Annotated in this window: 12 protein-coding genes and 1 pseudogene; 6 read left to right on the forward strand and 7 right to left on the reverse strand. The window is 74.2% G+C overall.

Features of this window, described 5'->3' with window-relative positions:
• Position 1 precedes the first annotated feature (1 nt).
• From ACYQ8Q_RS42345 to ACYQ8Q_RS42355, 3 genes are all read right to left on the reverse strand, one after another.
• Complete coding sequence (locus ACYQ8Q_RS42345; protein ID WP_460072440.1) at positions 2 to 1675, reverse strand: serine/threonine-protein kinase; 1674 nt, start codon at positions 1673 to 1675, stop codon at positions 2 to 4.
• A gap of 137 nt (positions 1676 to 1812) precedes the next feature.
• Positions 1813 to 4722 carry a poly(A) polymerase gene (locus ACYQ8Q_RS42350; protein ID WP_460072442.1) on the reverse strand — a complete coding sequence of 970 codons (2910 nt, stop codon included), beginning with the start codon at positions 4720 to 4722 and terminating at the stop codon, positions 1813 to 1815.
• A complete protein-coding gene (locus ACYQ8Q_RS42355) occupies positions 4722 to 6575 on the reverse strand; it encodes an RNA ligase family protein (protein WP_460072444.1) in 1854 nt (617 codons plus the stop codon). Before ACYQ8Q_RS42355 ends, ACYQ8Q_RS42350 begins: the two co-directional genes overlap by 1 nt.
• A 151-nt stretch (positions 6576 to 6726) precedes the next feature.
• On the opposite strand from ACYQ8Q_RS42355, the gene ACYQ8Q_RS42360 reads away from it, so the two are divergent.
• Together ACYQ8Q_RS42360 and ACYQ8Q_RS42365 are read left to right on the forward strand one after the other, a co-directional pair.
• The gene (locus ACYQ8Q_RS42360; protein ID WP_460072446.1) at positions 6727 to 7428 is read left to right on the forward strand and encodes an SDR family oxidoreductase; all 702 of its coding nucleotides are present in this window, start codon (positions 6727 to 6729) and stop codon (positions 7426 to 7428) included.
• 46 nt (positions 7429 to 7474) lie between these two features.
• Positions 7475 to 8050, forward strand: a complete 576-nt coding sequence (locus tag ACYQ8Q_RS42365; RefSeq protein ID WP_460072448.1) for a TetR/AcrR family transcriptional regulator — start codon at positions 7475 to 7477, stop codon at positions 8048 to 8050.
• Between the two features lie 299 nt (positions 8051 to 8349).
• On the opposite strand, the gene ACYQ8Q_RS42370 is transcribed toward ACYQ8Q_RS42365, so the two are convergent.
• From ACYQ8Q_RS42370 to ACYQ8Q_RS42380, 3 genes are read right to left on the reverse strand one after another with little or no spacing between them, the layout of a single operon-like run.
• Complete coding sequence (locus ACYQ8Q_RS42370) at positions 8350 to 8805, reverse strand: Lrp/AsnC family transcriptional regulator (RefSeq protein WP_460072450.1); 456 nt, start codon at positions 8803 to 8805, stop codon at positions 8350 to 8352.
• Between the two features lie 60 nt (positions 8806 to 8865).
• Positions 8866 to 9765 (reverse strand): amidohydrolase family protein, encoded by a 900-nt coding sequence (locus ACYQ8Q_RS42375; protein WP_460072452.1) that lies wholly within the window; start codon positions 9763 to 9765, stop codon positions 8866 to 8868.
• A complete protein-coding gene (locus tag ACYQ8Q_RS42380; protein WP_460072453.1) occupies positions 9762 to 10442 on the reverse strand; it encodes a TetR/AcrR family transcriptional regulator in 681 nt (226 codons plus the stop codon). Before ACYQ8Q_RS42380 ends, ACYQ8Q_RS42375 begins: the two co-directional genes overlap by 4 nt.
• A 231-nt stretch (positions 10443 to 10673) precedes the next feature.
• On the opposite strand from ACYQ8Q_RS42380, the gene ACYQ8Q_RS42385 reads away from it, so the two are divergent.
• The 3 genes and pseudogenes from ACYQ8Q_RS42385 to ACYQ8Q_RS42395 all read left to right on the forward strand — a co-directional run bounded on the left by ACYQ8Q_RS42385 (position 10674) and on the right by ACYQ8Q_RS42395 (position 12790).
• Positions 10674 to 11636, forward strand: coding sequence for a D-alanyl-D-alanine carboxypeptidase family protein (locus ACYQ8Q_RS42385; protein ID WP_460072455.1), 963 nt, complete (start codon positions 10674 to 10676; stop codon positions 11634 to 11636).
• Between the two features lie 137 nt (positions 11637 to 11773).
• Positions 11774 to 12221, forward strand: a pseudogene (locus tag ACYQ8Q_RS42390) (sensor histidine kinase); the annotation flags it as partial.
• Positions 12218 to 12790 (forward strand): response regulator transcription factor, encoded by a 573-nt coding sequence (locus tag ACYQ8Q_RS42395; protein ID WP_460072456.1) that lies wholly within the window; start codon positions 12218 to 12220, stop codon positions 12788 to 12790. The pseudogene ACYQ8Q_RS42390 and the gene ACYQ8Q_RS42395, both read left to right, overlap by 4 nt.
• A gap of 26 nt (positions 12791 to 12816) precedes the next feature.
• On the opposite strand, the gene ACYQ8Q_RS42400 is transcribed toward ACYQ8Q_RS42395, so the two are convergent.
• The gene (locus tag ACYQ8Q_RS42400) at positions 12817 to 14196 is read right to left on the reverse strand and encodes a hypothetical protein (RefSeq protein ID WP_460072458.1); all 1380 of its coding nucleotides are present in this window, start codon (positions 14194 to 14196) and stop codon (positions 12817 to 12819) included.
• A gap of 113 nt (positions 14197 to 14309) precedes the next feature.
• Between ACYQ8Q_RS42400 and ACYQ8Q_RS42405 the strand changes: the two genes are divergently transcribed.
• On the forward strand, positions 14310 to 15569 hold the full coding sequence (locus tag ACYQ8Q_RS42405) for a molybdopterin-dependent oxidoreductase (RefSeq protein WP_460072460.1): 1260 nt from the start codon (positions 14310 to 14312) through the stop codon (positions 15567 to 15569).
• Positions 15570 to 15733: the final 164 nt, after the last annotated feature.

Genomic DNA, 15733 nt, shown 5'->3' on the forward strand with positions numbered 1-15733 from the left:
TTCAGTCGGCCGTCACGAACCGCAGCCGGCGGCGGGCGCGGGGCGGGGTGGTGCGGCGGGCGCGGAGCTCCAGGAGGACCGCCGCGATCACGATCAGGCCCCAGGCGACCGAGAACACCCCGGTCTGGCCCTCGTCGTCGAAGGCCAGCCAGCCGACCCCGGTACCGCCCAGGGTCAGCGCGCAGGCCGCCGCGAGCGGTGAGGGGCTGCGGGGGAGCAGGGCGCGGACCAGACAGAGCACGGCGAGGGCGAGCAGCGGCGCGGCGAAGACCTCGACGCGGTCGATGCCGTCGAAGGACGCGCTGTAGTACTCGCTGCTGTAGGAGTCGTAGGAGTAGAGCGAGCCGTACCCGGAGGAGTAGTCGGCGTCCTGGTTCACCCCGCCCGCCGTGACGCTCGCGACGGCCAGGGCCCCGGCGCCCCACCACAGGCAGGTCGAGGTGAGCGGGAACCAGCGGAACAGGGCGAGTCCGAGCACGGCGGTTGCCGCCCACACGCCGATCAGCGGTTCGAGGGAGTCGTCGTACAGATCCTGGTAGCCGAGGGTGACGACACCGGAGGCGACGAGGCCCAGCAGGGCGACGAGCCGTCCGGCGCCGAAGGAGAAGCGGCGCACGGGGGACGAGGTGCCGTCGGAGGCGTCCGGGGCGGGCGGCTCACCCGGTGGCGGGCCGAACGGCCTCGGCGGCGTGGGCGCGGTCCGGGTCTCCTGCTCGGCCAGCGTCGTGTGCCCCGGTCCCGCCGGGGGATCGGGGGCCGTGCGGGCGGGCGGGACGGTGGGGGCGGGCGGCGCGGTCGGTGCGAGCGGGGCCGAGGCGGCGGGGTGCCGGGCCGGCGCCGTCACCGGCGCGCTCAGCGAGGCGAGGGTCTCGGCCAGCGCCTCCCGGAGCTCCGCCGCGCTGCCGAGCCGCTCCTCGCGGTCCTTCGCCAGGGTCCGCAGCACGAGCGCGTCGACGGCGGCCGGGATCTGCGGGCGCAGCCGCGACGGGACGAGCGGCTCCTGGCTGATGTGCTGGTGCATCACCGCGAACGGGGAGTCGCCGACGAACGGCGGGCGTCCGGTCAGCAGTTCGTAGAGCAGGCAGCCGGTGGAGTACTGGTCGGAGCGGCCGTCCACCGCCCGCCCCGTGAGCTGTTCGGGCGAGAGATAGGCGGGGGTGCCGACCGTCATGCCCGTGGCGGTGAGGCGGGTGGTGGTCTCCGCGACGACCTTGGCGATCCCGAAGTCCAGGACCTTGATGTCGCCCCCGGACGTCAGCATGACGTTGGAGGGCTTGATGTCCCGGTGGATGAGGCCCTGGCCATGGCTGTGGGCGAGGGCGTCGGCGACGTCCCTGCCGACGGCCAGGGCCCGTTCGACCGTGAACGGCCCCTCGATGAGCGCGTCGGTCAGCGTGCGCCCCTCGATGAACTCCATGACCAGGAACGGCGTCGTCTCGCCGTCCGTGGTGTCCTCGCCGACGTCGTGCAGCACGGCGACGTTGCGGTGGTTGAGCGAGGCGACCGTGCGCGCCTCCCGGCGGAACCGGACGCGGAACTCCTCGTGGCGGGTGAGGTCCGGCGGCAGGACCTTGACCGCCACCGTACGGCCGAGCTCCCGGTCCGTGGCGCGCCAGACCTCCCCCATGCCACCGCGCCCCACGGCCTCGACCAGTTCGTATCTCTCCGCGAGCACCCGGATGACTCTGCCCCCCTGACGGCATGCGGCAGCCCGGTGTCGTGCCGGCTGCCGTGGATTCGCCCGCCACCATACTGGCGAAAATCCGCCTTGGGGACATTCATGGACTTACCGCACAAATGTGCGTATGGGGATCAGTTCAGCGTGGGCACCGCCCCGCCCTCGACGCACTCCCACTCGACCCCGGGCAGACCCGTGAGCCAGCGGTCGGCGACGCTCGCGAGCCGCTCACCGGCACGCGGTGCGGTGCGCCCCAGCCCGATCGCGTACCGCGCGGCCGCCGGCTCGGCGAGCAGCGTCCGCGGCCAGGCGTGGGCCTCCGCCACGCCCGACTCCTCCAGCGCCGCGAGCAGCGCCCGCATCCGCCCCCGTACCCGCCCGTTCAGCTCGTCGAAGTCCTCCGGGCGACGGGCCCGGACCGTCACCACCGCCCAGGACGCGTGGCGCCGGTGCAGGGGCGGCGGGGACAGCAGCACCGGCCGGGGATCCGTCCCGGACCCGGCCGCGGTCTCCACGACGTCCCAGGCCCGGTACAACTCCTGGCTCAGCAGATCCCGCATCCCGGCCCCGACCTGCCCGGTGCAGGAGCGCACGGGCGCGCCGGGGGTCAGCACCGTCAGGGCGGCGCCGCCCCCGGCCCCCGGGTCCTGCCCGCTGAGGACGACGGGCTTCCGCCAGTCCCACGCGGCCCAGGTGCCGAAGAACCGCCGCAGCAGCGCGCCCTCGTCCGTGCCGACCGGCGCCTCCCGGACCGTACGGGCCGCGAGCACCGCCCACGCCACCCCGGGCAGCCCGCCGAACGGTGCGGAGTCCAGCCCGCGCGCCCGCGCCCACGCCTTCACGACGCGCGCCAGCGACGCGAACCCCGGCCCACCGTCCACGCTCACCGCCGCCAGGATCGCGTCGGCGTCGGACACCGCGCTCAGCGCGACCGCCGCGGCCTCGCCCAGCTCGGCCCGGCGCGCCACCGCGTCCTCGGGCGGCACCGGCCCCGCGCCCACGACCACCAGGTCCACGTCGAGCCCTTCGGCATGCCACCGCAGCCCCGGCACCCGCGCGCCGACGACCTCACGCAGCCGCACCGCGTCCGGCAGGGCCGCCGCGACCCGTTCCCGTACGGCCGTGAGGTCGACCGTCCCCGGCAGCACGGCCACCACGTCGAGGTCGGCGCCCGCGAGCGCGCAACCCATGCGCCGGGACCCGGCCACCTCGACCGCGCCCTCGGGGAACGCGTCCGTCAGGCGCCGTACGACGAGCTCGGCCGCCGCCCCGTCCGCGTCGGGCAGGACGTCCTGCCCGGCGGCGGGTCCGGCCCAGTCCGCCCAGTCCCGGTCGGGGCGGCCGACGGCGGGTTCGGGCAGCCGGCGCACCTCGCCGGTGCCGAGGGCGACCGTGGCCCGCGGCCGCATCGGTTCGTCTCCGCGCCGGGAGAGCAGGACCAGTTCTCCGACCCGCACGGTCATGGGGGAGAGCCGGGCCGCGCAGTCGACCTCGACCGCGTGCGGATCAGCGGTCCGGCCGAGGCTCAGATGCGGGGTGAAGCCCTCCTGGTGCCCCCGGCAGCGCGGGAAGCGCCGTACGAGGGCCTGCCACAGCTCCGCCCACGGCGTCTCGCCGGCCGCGGCGGGGTCCAGCCACACCGTGGCCCCGTGCCGGTGCCCGAAGGTGTGCAGCCCGTCGAGCCGGGCCGTGAACGCCTGGACCTGTGCGGCGGCCGTGGCGAGCAGCGGCGCCGCCCGCTCGAACTCCGCCTCGGGGACGAAGCCGAACAGCACGTTGACATGCGGCGGCCAGCGCCGGATCTGCACATCGTGGTCCCGGCGCACGTCCTGGATCGCGGGCCACAGCTCACGCGGCGGAATCCAGGCGAGCGCCGTACGGGGCGTCGGGGCGAGGTCGAGCACGTCGACGGGCGCCCCGGTGCCGCAGTACAGCTCGGCGGCGACCCCGTAGTGGTCGGAGACGTACAGCCCCTGCGGGGTGGGCGTGTCGCCGAGCAGCGCGGCGCCGGTCACGCGCGGGCCGTCGGCGGCGCGGACGAAGACCCGGTCGAGACGGGAGGCCCGGCCGCTGAGCGAGGAGACGGCGGCCAGCGGGTTCACACCGGGGTCGAAGGTGGGGGAGTCGTCGCCCGGTCCGTGGGCCTCGGTCCAGGCGTCGAGCATCCCGAGGGTGCGCGCCGGGCCCGGCCCGCCGTCGTTGAAGTCGCCGACCAGGACCAGACCGCCCGGCACACCCGACAGACCCTCGGCGAGCCGGGTCAGTTCGACGGCGCGCCGGTCCGGTCCGTCCTCGGAGTGGTCGCTGGTCAGATGGGTGGCGGCCACGGTCAGCGGTCCCGACGCGGTGTCCACGACGAGCGCGGTGACGGCCTTGTGATGCCCGAGGACGTGCACGGCCCCCTCCCGCACGGGCAGCCGGCTGAGCAGGAACAGCCCGCAGTCGTCGACGTCCTTGCCGTAGGGGTCGCCGGCGAGGGTGTAACCCGCCCGTGTCCACTCCGCGTCCAGCAGCATGGTCAGCAGCTCCGCCTCGACCTCCTGGAGGGCGATGACGTCCGCGTCGGAGCCCGCCAGCGCCTCGAGCAGCAGCGGGCGGCGCCGGGCGGTGTCGATGCGGTGGCTGTCGTAGCGGTCCCAGAGCGTGTTCCAGGTCAGGATCCCCACCCGGTCGCGCCCCGCGTCCGGCACCGAGGGCACCGGCGGCGGGGACGGCGGCGCGGGCCGCCATCGTCCGGCCGCCGCGTCCCAGGCATGCGGGGTGCGCGCGGTGAAGAAGGGCGCCCGCAGCAGCCGCGCCTCGCGCACCCGGCCCGCACCGGACGCGTCGACGCGGTCCACCCCGGTGGCGCGGTCCCACACCAGCTCGCCGTCCGCCTCCACGAACAGCACCCGGTGCCAGGGGATCTCGCCGCCCGGCACGAACGCCGGCAGCGGTACCCGCTTCGGCGCGGCATGGCGCTGGTTGATGCCGAGCACGAACCGCGCGGGGTCGAACCGCGGATCCCAGCGGACCCGGTGGTAGATCTCCTCGCTGGTACGCATCAGGCGTCCTCCCCCTCCAGTGTGCCGTCACGGTCCTGCACGGTCCCGTCCGCGCCGACGTACCAGGTCCGGTGCGCCTGGCCGGGGTACGGCGGCACGAACCGGCGCAGCTGCCCCGCCAGCACGTCGGCCGGCACCGGATGCGCACGCCCTGCGTTGCGGCGTACGAGCTCGTCCTCGGCCGTGACCAGCACGGCATGGGTGACCAGCGCGTCGCGGCGGCGGGCCACGGCGTGCACCAGGGACCGCTGGTGCGGGTTGAGCGAGGTGGCGTCCCAGACCACCACCCGGCCCGCGCCGGCCGAGAGCGCCCGCTCCAGCCGGTCCAGGCCCTCCCGCAGCACCTCCCCGTTGGCCTTCTGGTCCGCCCGCGCGCCGCGCGCCTCCCGCAGACCGTCCAGCGAGACGTACGCCGAGACGCCCTCCAGCCGCGCCGCGAAGGCGCTCTTCCCGCTCCCGGACGGCCCCACGAGCTGCACCAGCCGGGGCGACTCCCCGCCCCGCCACCGCCAGGTCGCCGCGACGGCCTCCGCCACCGTGCGGACCCGCCCCCGCGCGTACGCCTCCCGTGTCTCCGCCCAGCAGCGGTCCGCCGCCGCGCCGCCGATCCCGTCGCGCTCCAGCGCCTCGCGCAGCCCGGCCCGCAGCGCGCCGAGCGGCGCCTCGCCGAACAGCGCGGCCTCCTGCGCGTGCAGCGCGGACCACTCCACCTGTTCGCGCGCCTCGTCGTCCCCGGCGACCGCCCCCGCGAGGGCGTGCAGCACCCCGAGATCGGCCGCGAACGACATCCGCACGAGCCCCGCCCGCCGCTCCCCGTCCGGGTAGGGCCGGTGCAGCCCGCCGTGCAGCCCCACCAGATCGGCGACCCGCCGCGCGAGCGGCATCCCCAGCGCCCCGGCGGCCCCGCTCAGCAGCCTCGCCCGCGGTGTGCGGTGCAGCAGCGCGGCGAGCACCCCGGCGAGCCGGGCGTCCCCGCCACGACCGAGCCCGTCCAGCCGGGCGGCCACCTCCGCGGCGGCGACCGCGTCGAAAGCGGGGACGGCGCCGGCGCGGGGCGCTGCATCGAGGCCGGGGGCCGCACCCAGGTCGGCGTGCCCGCCGGAGCCGGGGGCCGCACCGGGCCCGGCGTGCGCGTCGGCGCCCGTCTTCGCGTCGGGGCCGGCCGGGCCGAGACACGCGGCCAGCGCCTCCGCGTCCGGTGCCGCACCGGACCGTACGGCCCACAGCGGTGCCGTGGGGCCGAGTCCGTTCGCCGTCACCGCCGTGTGCATCCAGTGCGTGTCCGTCGTGACGTGCCCGGAGCGGACCCACTTGGCGACCCGCCCGGCGAACTCCGCCCGTGCGAAGCCCTCCACCGTCCGTACGACGAAGCCCTCCTGCCGCCCCGTCTCCACCCGCAGCCGCCGCAGCGCCCGTTCGTCGAACACCCCGCGCCACAGCACCGGCGGCACCGGCACCCCCAGCCCGCGCAGGAACCGCACGGTCTCGTCCCAGCCCAGGCACCGGTCGCGGGCGTCCCAGACGGAGAAGCCGTAGAAGTAGCCGTCCAGGGTGTCGTACGGCAGGGAGTGGCGGGCGTACAGGTTCTCGCCGCACACCCGCCAGCCCGCCGGTATCCGCGCCGCCATGCGCCCCTGGAGCGCCTTGACCCACGCCCGTGACGGATGGTGCGCGGAATCCACGGACCGCGCGTGCAGTCCGTCCGCGTACAGGGTGGTGTTCTCCCCGTCGAGCTTCTCGGTGACGACGACCTCCCGCCCGGCGAACCCCTCGAGGCCGGCGGCCCGCACATCGTCGGCGGAGACACCGGGTGACCAGGGCAGATGGGGTGTCCGGGGGTAGGCGGTGCGCATGGCGGCCACTATAGGAGCGCGGGAAACGGGGGCTCCAACGGTTTACGGGACGGTGCGTGGGACAGGGGTGTTGAAGGAGGAAACCGATCGGTTTACGATGGTGCCCGACAGCCCGGAAACCGATCGGTTTCCTCCTTCCCTGGAGACACTCATGACTGCCATCAAGAACTCCGTCGTCCTCGTCACCGGCGGCAGCCGAGGCGTGGGCAAGGCCCTGGTCGAGGAGCTGTACGCGCGCGGCGCCGCCAAGGTGTACGCCACCGCCCGCGACCCGCGCACGGTCACCCACCCCGACGCCGTGCCGCTCGCCCTGGAGGTCACCGACGCGGACTCGGTCGCCTCGGCCGCCGCACAGGCGCAGGACGTCACCGTCCTGATCAACAACGCGGGCGCGTCCACCGGCGCCCGCTTCCTGACGTCCCCGCTCGACGACATCCGCCGCGAATTCGAGATCAACTTCTACGGTCCGCTCCTGCTCACCCGCGCCTTCGTCCCCGTCGTCGAGGCCAACGGCGGCGGCCATGTCCTCAACGTCCACTCCGTCCTGTCCTGGCTCGCCGACGGCAGTACCTACAGCGCCACCAAGGCCGCCGTCTGGGCGCAGACCAACGCCCTGCGACTGGAGCTGCACCCGCGCGGCATCGGTGTCACCGGACTCCACATGGGCTATGTGGACACCGATCTGACGGCCGGCCTGGACGTCCCCAAGTCGAGCCCGCGCGACATCGCGGTGGCCGCCCTCGACGGCGTCGAGAGCGGGGCCCACGAGGTCCTGGCCGACGACATCACCCGCTGGGTGAAGGGCGCGCTGTCGGGAGACGTGGCGTCGCTCTACGCCCAGCTCGCCCCGTGAGCCGCCCCGGTTCCGGGCCGGCGCTCCCCGGAGCTAGCCTCTCCCCATGACCATGGACGCGAAGCCCGGTTCCCGTGAGCGCCTGCTGGACGCGGCGGCCGCGCTCGCCTACACCGAGGGTGTCGGGATCGGTGTGGAGGCGCTGTGCCGCACCGCGGGGGTGTCCAAACGGTCGATGTACCAGCTCTTCGAGAGCAAGGACGCGCTGCTGGCGGCGAGCCTGGAGCGGCGGGCCGCCGCCTACGCCGCCCGGCTGCTGCCCGAGGGCGAGGGCGAGGGCGCCGGGACACCGCGCGAGCGGATCCTGCACGTCTTCGCGGAGCTGACGGCCCAGTCGGAGGCGCCGGAGTTCCGGGGCTGCCCGTATCTCGCGGTGCAGATGGAGCTCAAGGACCCGGAGCATCCGGCGAGCCGCGTGGCCCGGAGGATCAAGCAGGGCCTCACCGACTTCTTCCGCACCGAGGCCGTCCGCGGCGGCGCGCGCGACCCGGAGCTGCTGGCGCGTCAGCTCATCCTGCTCTTCGACGGGGCGAGCGCCCGGGCCGGCGTCGAGGCCGACACCCTGTCCGACCTGATCACACCGACCGTCGTCACCCTGCTGGACGCCGCGGACGTCGCATGAGGGCGGCCCCGGTCCCCCTCGTCGCAGGTGCGGGCGCGGCGCGGATGGGGCGCGGTGGTGCTGGAGTCCGACACCTCGCACAGGAGTCGGCGGTCGCGCAGCAGCCGTAGCCGGATGGGTGGTTCGGCGACGAACGACACCATCACACACGATGCCGACGCCCGTGGTCGAGAGCATGCCCCGGCGCTCCTCGCCGTCCACCCGCTGTCCTCCCGCCCTCACCGCCGGGCGCCGGCGGCGGTGCTGGAGGCGTTCGGGACGTTCCGGGGCGCACGCTCTCCTCGGCCGCGTCGTGGGTCTCAGTGGCCCACCGGGCGTCGGGGCAGGGGGGACGAGTACACGACGCTGGTCGTGACAGAGCCCAGGGTGCCGATGCGGCCGGTGGTTTCCTCCAGGTGGCGCATGGAGCGGGCCGCGACCTTGATGACGAAACAGTCGTCTCCGGTCACGTGGTGGGCCTCCAGGATCTCCGGCATCGCCTCGACCAGGTCGTGGAAGGGCTTGTAGTTGCCGTTCGGGTAGCGCAGCCGTACGAACGCCAGGATCGTGAGGCCGACCTTCTCCGGGTCCACGACGGCCGCGTAGCCGCTGATGATCCCCGCCTCCTCCAGCCGGCGCACCCGCTCGGTGACCGCGCTGGGCGACATCGAGACGGCCCGTGCGAGGTCGGCGAAGCTGGCCCGGCCGTCGCGCTGGAGGACATCGAGGATGCGCCAGTCGACGGCGTCGGGGGTGAACGGGGAAAGCGCGGTCATGGCGGAGAAGTAGCACGGAATCCCCGGCCGGGGCAATCAAACGCCGTGGACCCGCCGCGCTCACCCCAGCCCGAACAGGCGCGCCCCGTTGTCGTGGCAGACCCCCCGCAGCCATGCGTCGCCGAGCCCCAGACGCTCCAGCGCCTCCAGCTGACGGACGTACGGATAGGGGATGTTGGGGAAGTCGCTGCCGAGGAGGACGCGGTCGGCGAGGTCGGCGAGCCGGGGCAGGGCGACCGGGGGGAACGGGGCGAAGCGGTCCGCGAAGTCGGTGAAGGCCATCGTGGTGTCCAGCCTGACCTCCGGGTACCGCTCCGCGAGGGTCAGGAAGTCCTCGTACTCGGGCATCCCCATGTGCGCGACGATCAGCCGCAGGCGGGGGTGCCGGGCGAGGACCCGCTCCACCCGCTCGGGCCCGGTGTACTTGCCCGGTGCCGGACCCGAACCGCAGTGGATCACGATGGGGACCCCGGCCTCGGCGAGCAGTCCCCAGGCGGGGTCGAGGAGGTCGTCCGCCGGGTCGTACGCCCCCACCTGGACGTGGGCCTTGAACACGCGCGCGCCCGACTCGATCGCCTCCCTGACGTACGACTCGACGCCCGGCTCGGGGAACAGGGTCGAGGTGTGCAGACAGCCGGGGGTGCGCCGGGCGAAGTCGGCGGCCCAGCCGTTCAGCCACCGTGCCATCTCGCCCTTGTGCGGGTAGACCATCGACGTGAAGGCGCGGACGCCGAAGTCCCGGAGCACGGCGAGGCGTTCGGCCTCCTCCGCGCGGTAGGTGATGGGCCACTCGACGCCACCGGTCAGCGGGCCGAGCGCGTCGAAGTAGTCCCAGACCTTGCGCAGCACGTTCTCGGGCATGAAATGGACATGCACGTCGACGAGTCCGGGCAGCCCGAGCCGCTCCTGGAACCGCCGTACCGCGACCGCCTCGCCCGCCCAGTCGTGTGTGTCCGTCATACGTCCCTCTCGCAGTCGCCGGAGTCGCCGGAGTTCTCGGTGTCGTCGGCGTCAGGGGCGCGCCTGCGCCGGGGAGCCGCTCGGCCGGCCTCGCGCACCGCCGCGTCGAGCAGCGGGCCGAGTTCCCGGGACACGGTCGTCAGGGCCCGCATGTCCTGTTCCGCCCGGGCCATGATGATCGCGCCCTCCAGAGCGCTGATCATGAGCGTGGCGAGCGAGCCGGACCGCTCCCGGGGTACGCCCATACCGGTCAGCGCCTCCGTCAGCGGCGCGGTCCAGGCGGCGAAGGCGACGGCCGTGGCCTCCCTCGTGGACGCGGTGGCCTCGGCGCAGTCCACCGTGGCGGCGGCCAGCGAACAGCCCCCGGCGAAGCCGGCGGACTCGTACTCGTCCGTCCACTGGCGCACCAACGCGGCGAACAGGGCGCCCGGAGTGGGCTCCGGCAGTGCGGCCAGGAGCCGGGCGACGCGCCTGCCCGCGTACCGTCCCGCCCAGCCCACGGCCTCGTTGACGAGCTGTTCCTTGCCGCCGGGGAAGTAGTGCTGGAGCGAGCCGCGCGGTGCCCCGGCATGGGCGGCGACCTCGCGCATCCCGGTGGCGGCGACCCCGCCGCGCCGCAGCAGCTGGGCCGCGCTGATCACCATCCGCTCGCGCGGACCAGGCTCGGACCCGGCCATCCCTGACCCCCGTCCTTCGCTCGGCGGTGCGGAACCCGTACGGAACCATCCTATGACCATCGTCATAGGCGACGCCGTCGTCATGGTCGCTGGCCCGGACAACCACCCCGTCCGCCAAGGAGGTTGACGGGATCCGGACTCGGAACCTCCGTTCCTATCCCCTAGAGTGCCCTCAGCTCGGGGGCGGGCAGGAGGCAGGGCGCGTCCGCGTGGAGTCGAGAGAGGGCAACCATGCAGGACACACACGGCGATCCGGTCCCGGGCCGCCACAGAAGGCCCAGCCGGCGCAGGTTCCTGTGGCTGGCCACGGCCGGCGCCGGTGCCGTCGGCACGGCCGGGATCGGCTGGTCCGCGTTCGGCGACGAGACCCCGCCGCGGGTGTACTCCTCCCAGCAGGACATCGACGCCCGCGAGAGCGCCGTCACCGCCGTGCTGGCGGCCGCGGATCCGGCGGCGGTCGCGGCCTGGATCACCGGCACGGGCACCGCCCCGGACACGATCCCGACGGAGCTGGACACCCAGGTCAACGCCCTGGCGGACGCCGCCGCGGCCGGTACCGGCACCGACCGGGCCTCGGTCCTCGTCTCCCGGGTGCGTTCCGCCGCCACCCAGCGGACCATATGGGACCGCAAGTACGACTTCCTGCGCACCGGTTCGGGCGGCGCCGGCACCTTCGGCGTCATCACCGACGAGACCCGCGCCACGTACCCCACCGAGCTGGGCACGGACCCGCAGTGGGACCCCGACAAGGAGTCCCACCGCACGGTCTGGGCGTCGCTGACCCCGGACGAGCGCCAGATCGAGATACTCCGCACCTCGACCGCGCCGGGTGTCTCACGCCACCACCTCGGCTCCGACGCCGACTTCTTCGACACCACGCCGCAGAACTGGACGGACGGCGGCCCGCAGACCGCCCACTACGCCTGGCTGCGCGCGAACGCCTCCCGCCACGGCTTCCTCCAGACGTACACGGCCGCGTCGGCCCAGGACTCCCCGGCGATCAGCCAGGAGCGCTGGCACTGGTCGTACGCCCCGGTCGCGGAGGCGGTCCTGGGCTTCGTCCGGGCCAATGACGACCTGATCGGCGGCGCGCTGGACCGGCTGTGGAGCTACGACCCCGCGCGGTTCACCTACATCCGGGCGAACTGGCGCAGCTACATGTTCCACGTCAACGAGCAGGCCTACTTCGGCTGAGCACGGCCGGGGCCGCAGACGCCCCGCGGTGGCCGGCACCCGCTCGCGGGTCTTCCCGTCGTCCCCGCGCACGGTCCGGTCTCCTCCTCAAGGCTGATCCGCGGCGGACCCGCGAGTACGCCATGGCCCGCGCCTAACACGCCGACCGGCACCGGGAGGAGGAGGCGCGGCGTCGGGTGATGCAGGAACGCATGCGCATCGCCCGGGAACTGCACGACGTGGTCGCCCACCACCTCACCCTCGCCGACGCCCAGGCCGGCACCGCCGCCCACCTCGCCCGGCACGACCCGGACAAGGCCCACCGTCACCATCGAGGGTCCGGCCCGTGACCTCACACCGGTCCTCGATCTGACGGCGTACCGGATCGTCCAGGAGGCGCTGACCAACGTCGCGAAGCACGCCGCGCCCCGCACCGCACGGGTCCGGCCCGCCTTCACCTCCCGGTCGCTGACGCTGACCGTCACCCACCCCACCGCCGCCGGCCGTACGCCGGAACCGCCCGGTGCCGGCCACCGCCCCGACGGGGGCTTCGAGGTCTTCTGCACCCTGCCGCTCGACAGCCCCGACGAAAGCCGCGCCCCATGACCATCCGTGTCCTGCTCACCGACGACCAGGCTCTGCTGCGGGCCACGTTCCGTATCCTCATCGACTCGGTCGAGGACATGGCCGTGGTCGCGGAGGCGGCCGACGGACAGGAGGCCCTCGATCTGGCCGACATCCACCGGCCCGATGTGATCCTCATGGACCTGAACGTCGCCAAGGCGCTGCGCGCGGGAGCGAGCGGATTCCTCGGCAAGGGCGTCAGCCCGGAGGTGCTGCTGGCCGGCATCCGCACGGTCGCCGCCGGTGACGCCCTGCTGTCCCCGGCCGCCACCCGGTCCCTGATCACCCGCTTCCTGGCCACACCCGAGGCCCCCGAGTACGGCGACCTCCCCGCGGCCGTCCGCGCGCTCACCGAGCGCGAACGCGAGGTCATGGCGCTCGCCGCGCACGGCAGGTCCGACGCCGAGATCGCGGGCGAACTGGTCCTCAGCCCGCTGACCGTCCGCAGCCACATCCAGCGGGCCATGACCGAACTCGACGCCCGTGACCGCGCCCAGCTCGTCGTGATGGCGTACCGGAGCGGGCTGGTGAAGCCGGGTCCCGACGGCTGACCCGAGGGCGTGGACGCCCCCAGGTGTCACCAGCCGGTCCTCAGCAGATGGTTGAGGAGGAGCGCGAGCACGGCCTGGGCGGTGAGCCAGGCACGGGGACGGGGCAGGAACGCGCACGAGGGGAGAAGCCACATCGCGAAGGGAAGCCAGATGCGTTCCGTCTCCGCCTTGCTCATGCCGGAGAGGTCGGCGACCAGCAGGGAGAACAGGGCGGCGGTCACCAGGAGGGCGAGGCGGACGCTGTCGCGGTCCGCGGAGTGCCGCCCCAGCAGGACGGCCCCCGACCGCAGCAGGCCCGCCGCCGTGGCCAGACCCGTGATCAGGACCGTGCAGGCCGGATTGGCCCACACCCAGTACGCGTACGGCCGTACGCCGCCCGCGCCCTGCCGGTACCGGGTGACCAGCAGCCGGTACGCCTCCCACCAGTCGAACCCGGCGAGCGTGAACACCGCCGGGACGACGGCCGCTCCGGCGAACAGCGCGACCAGCAGCACCGGCCGCCTCCGCACACCGCGCCGCCCGAGCCACAGCACGGCCGCGGCGATCGGTGCGACGAGTGTCAGACCGTACGAGAGATAGCAGGTCAGGCCGGACAGGAGCCCGGCCGCCCCGGCCGCCACGGCGGAACCCCTGGTGACGGCCAGCGCGAGCAGGGCCACCGTCCAGGCCGCCACCGCCGCGAAGTACGCGTCCGCCGACGTGCCCATCCACACCGCCGCCGGCGCCAGCACCAGGAAGGGGGCCGCGCGTCGGGCCAGGTGCTCACCGGCCAGGCTGCGCACGGCGACCAGTACCGCCACGCACGCCGTCGCACCGACGGTGATGCACCAGATCCCGGCCCAGCCGCCGCCCCGCAGCCCGATCCGGTCGAGCAGGACGAAGGTGAGAGTGGCCGCCGGGGGGTGGCCGGCGACATGGGCGGGCCAGTTGTCGGGGGAGTGGAGCAGGATGTGGTGGGTGAAGTCCCGCAGGGTGCCGGGGATGTCGTGGAAGCGGTCGATGACCTGGAGGTATTCGTAGCGGGTGGTGAGGCGCACGGCGATGCCGCGCTGCCAGCCGTCGATCAGCGCCAGGGAGAACGTCCACGCCAGGGCCGTGCCCCAGGCCGCCGGGAGCAGGGCCCGCCAGGGGAGACGGGCCGCGAGGGCCGGTCCGTACGCCACGGCGGCGACCGCGACGATCACGGCCGCCGGGGTGCCCGGGCCGACGTGCGGTCCCCAGGAGGCCAGCAGCGGAGGCCAGTTGACGAACAACGTGTGACGGGTGTCCTGGAGATGGCGGCCGACCAGCACCGCCGCCGTCACCAGCAGGGCTGCGGCTGAGGCGGCGTACAGGTCGCGGCGCGGGTCTCGGGCCCGGCCGGGGCGCGGGGTGCGGGGTCCGGCGGGACGCAGGGTGCGGTTCACACCGGCACGCTAGGCCGACCGGCGGGGAACGGGCCGCGGTCCGGGCCGGACGTCAGCGTTTCGTCACAGGTCGTGGAGCCGTTCCGAGGGGTGGCCGGGCCTACGGTCGGCTCATGCAAGACGATCCACCGCTCCCTTCCTCCCCCTTCTCCCCTTTCTCCCCCCGTTTCTGGCGCAGTCCCCTGCGCGGGACCTGGTTCACGTCCGTGCTGGGCCTCGTCCTGCTCGTCGGCGTCACCGTGCTCTTCGTGACGGGCCTGCTCTCCTATGCCGCGTACAACCCGGACCTGTCGCCGGTGAACGACAAGACCCCGGACAAGGGGATCCTCGGCTTCTACCTCTTCGACTGGCCGACCGGGCCGCCCTGGCTGTACCGGCTCACCCAGGGGGTCCACGTCACCCTCGGCATCACCCTGATCCCCGTCCTGCTGGCCAAGCTGTGGTCGGTGGTACCGAGGCTGTTCGCGCTGCCGCCGGCCCGTTCGCTCACCCACGCCCTGGAGCGGATCTCCCTGCTGCTGCTGGTCGGCGGGGGGCCCTTCGAGTTCGTGACGGGAGTCCTGAACGTCCAGCTCGACTATGTCTTCCCGGGCTCCTTCTATCCGCTGCACTTCTACGGCGCGTGGGTGTTCTTCGCCGCCTTCGTGGCCCACGCGCTGCTGAAGACGCCCAGGGCGCTGCGCAGTCTGCGGCGCCCGCGGGAGGGGAAGCAGGAGGAGCAGGACGACCTGGTGTCCCCGGACCCCGCCGAGCCGACGGTCTCCCGGCGGGGTGCCCTGTGGTTCGTCGGGGGCGGCTCACTGCTGCTGTTCCTGACGACGGTCGGGCAGAGCTTCGACGGGCTGCGCCGCACCGCCCTCCTCGCGCCGCACGGCGGGGCCGACCCCGGCTCCGGCCCGAACGGCTTCCAGATCAACAAGACCGCCGCGTACGCCGGGATCGACCCGGCGGAGACGACCGAGGACGCCTGGCGGCTCGTCGTCGTCGGACGCGCCGGCACGGTCCGCCTCAGCCGGGCCCGGCTCGCCGGACTCCCGTTGCACAGCTCGGCGCTGCCCATCGCCTGTGTCGAAGGCTGGTCGACGTCCGACCAGTGGTGGCGCGGAGTGCGGCTGCGCGACCTCGCCGCACTCGTCGGCTACGAGGACGACCCCCCGGACCTGCTCGTCGAGTCCCTCCAGCGGCACGGCGCCTTCCGCCGCGCCGCCCTGAGCGCCGACCAGGTCGGCGACCCGCGCTCCCTGCTCGCCCTGTACGTCAACGGCGAGGACCTGTCCCCCGACCACGGCCATCCGGCGCGGATCATCGTGCCCGCCGCGCCCGGTGTCCTGAACACCAAATGGGTGGCCCGGCTGACGTTCGGAGACCTGTGATGCGCCTGCCGCGGATCCCTGTCGGAAGTCCCCTGCACCTCCTGCTGCTGGTCTGCTCGTTCGCGCTCGCCGCCTATGCCGGCGTACGACTCTTCGAGGACGACTGGTTCGGTGTGGCCCTGTGGATCGTGGGTGCCGCGCTGCTGCACGATCTCGTCCTGCTC

The sequence above is a fragment of the Streptomyces sp. YKOK-I1 genome (assembly GCF_054660435.1).

Bases quoted from the DNA above. Each gene is read 5' to 3' on its own strand.
- ACYQ8Q_RS42350 (WP_460072442.1), bottom strand. From the start codon at position 4,722: ATGCGTACCAGCGAGGAGATCTACCACCGGGTCCGCTGGGATCCGCGG.
- ACYQ8Q_RS42355 (WP_460072444.1), bottom strand. From the start codon at position 6,575: ATGCGCACCGCCTACCCCCGGACACCCCATCTGCCCTGGTCACCCGGT.
- ACYQ8Q_RS42360 (WP_460072446.1), top strand. From the start codon at position 6,727: ATGACTGCCATCAAGAACTCCGTCGTCCTCGTCACCGGCGGCAGCCGA.
- ACYQ8Q_RS42365 (WP_460072448.1), top strand. From the start codon at position 7,475: ATGACCATGGACGCGAAGCCCGGTTCCCGTGAGCGCCTGCTGGACGCG.
- ACYQ8Q_RS42370 (WP_460072450.1), bottom strand. From the start codon at position 8,805: ATGACCGCGCTTTCCCCGTTCACCCCCGACGCCGTCGACTGGCGCATC.
- ACYQ8Q_RS42375 (WP_460072452.1), bottom strand. From the start codon at position 9,765: ATGACGGACACACACGACTGGGCGGGCGAGGCGGTCGCGGTACGGCGG.
- ACYQ8Q_RS42380 (WP_460072453.1), bottom strand. From the start codon at position 10,442: ATGGCCGGGTCCGAGCCTGGTCCGCGCGAGCGGATGGTGATCAGCGCG.
- ACYQ8Q_RS42385 (WP_460072455.1), top strand. From the start codon at position 10,674: ATGCAGGACACACACGGCGATCCGGTCCCGGGCCGCCACAGAAGGCCC.
- ACYQ8Q_RS42395 (WP_460072456.1), top strand. From the start codon at position 12,218: ATGACCATCCGTGTCCTGCTCACCGACGACCAGGCTCTGCTGCGGGCC.
- ACYQ8Q_RS42405 (WP_460072460.1), top strand. From the start codon at position 14,310: ATGCAAGACGATCCACCGCTCCCTTCCTCCCCCTTCTCCCCTTTCTCC.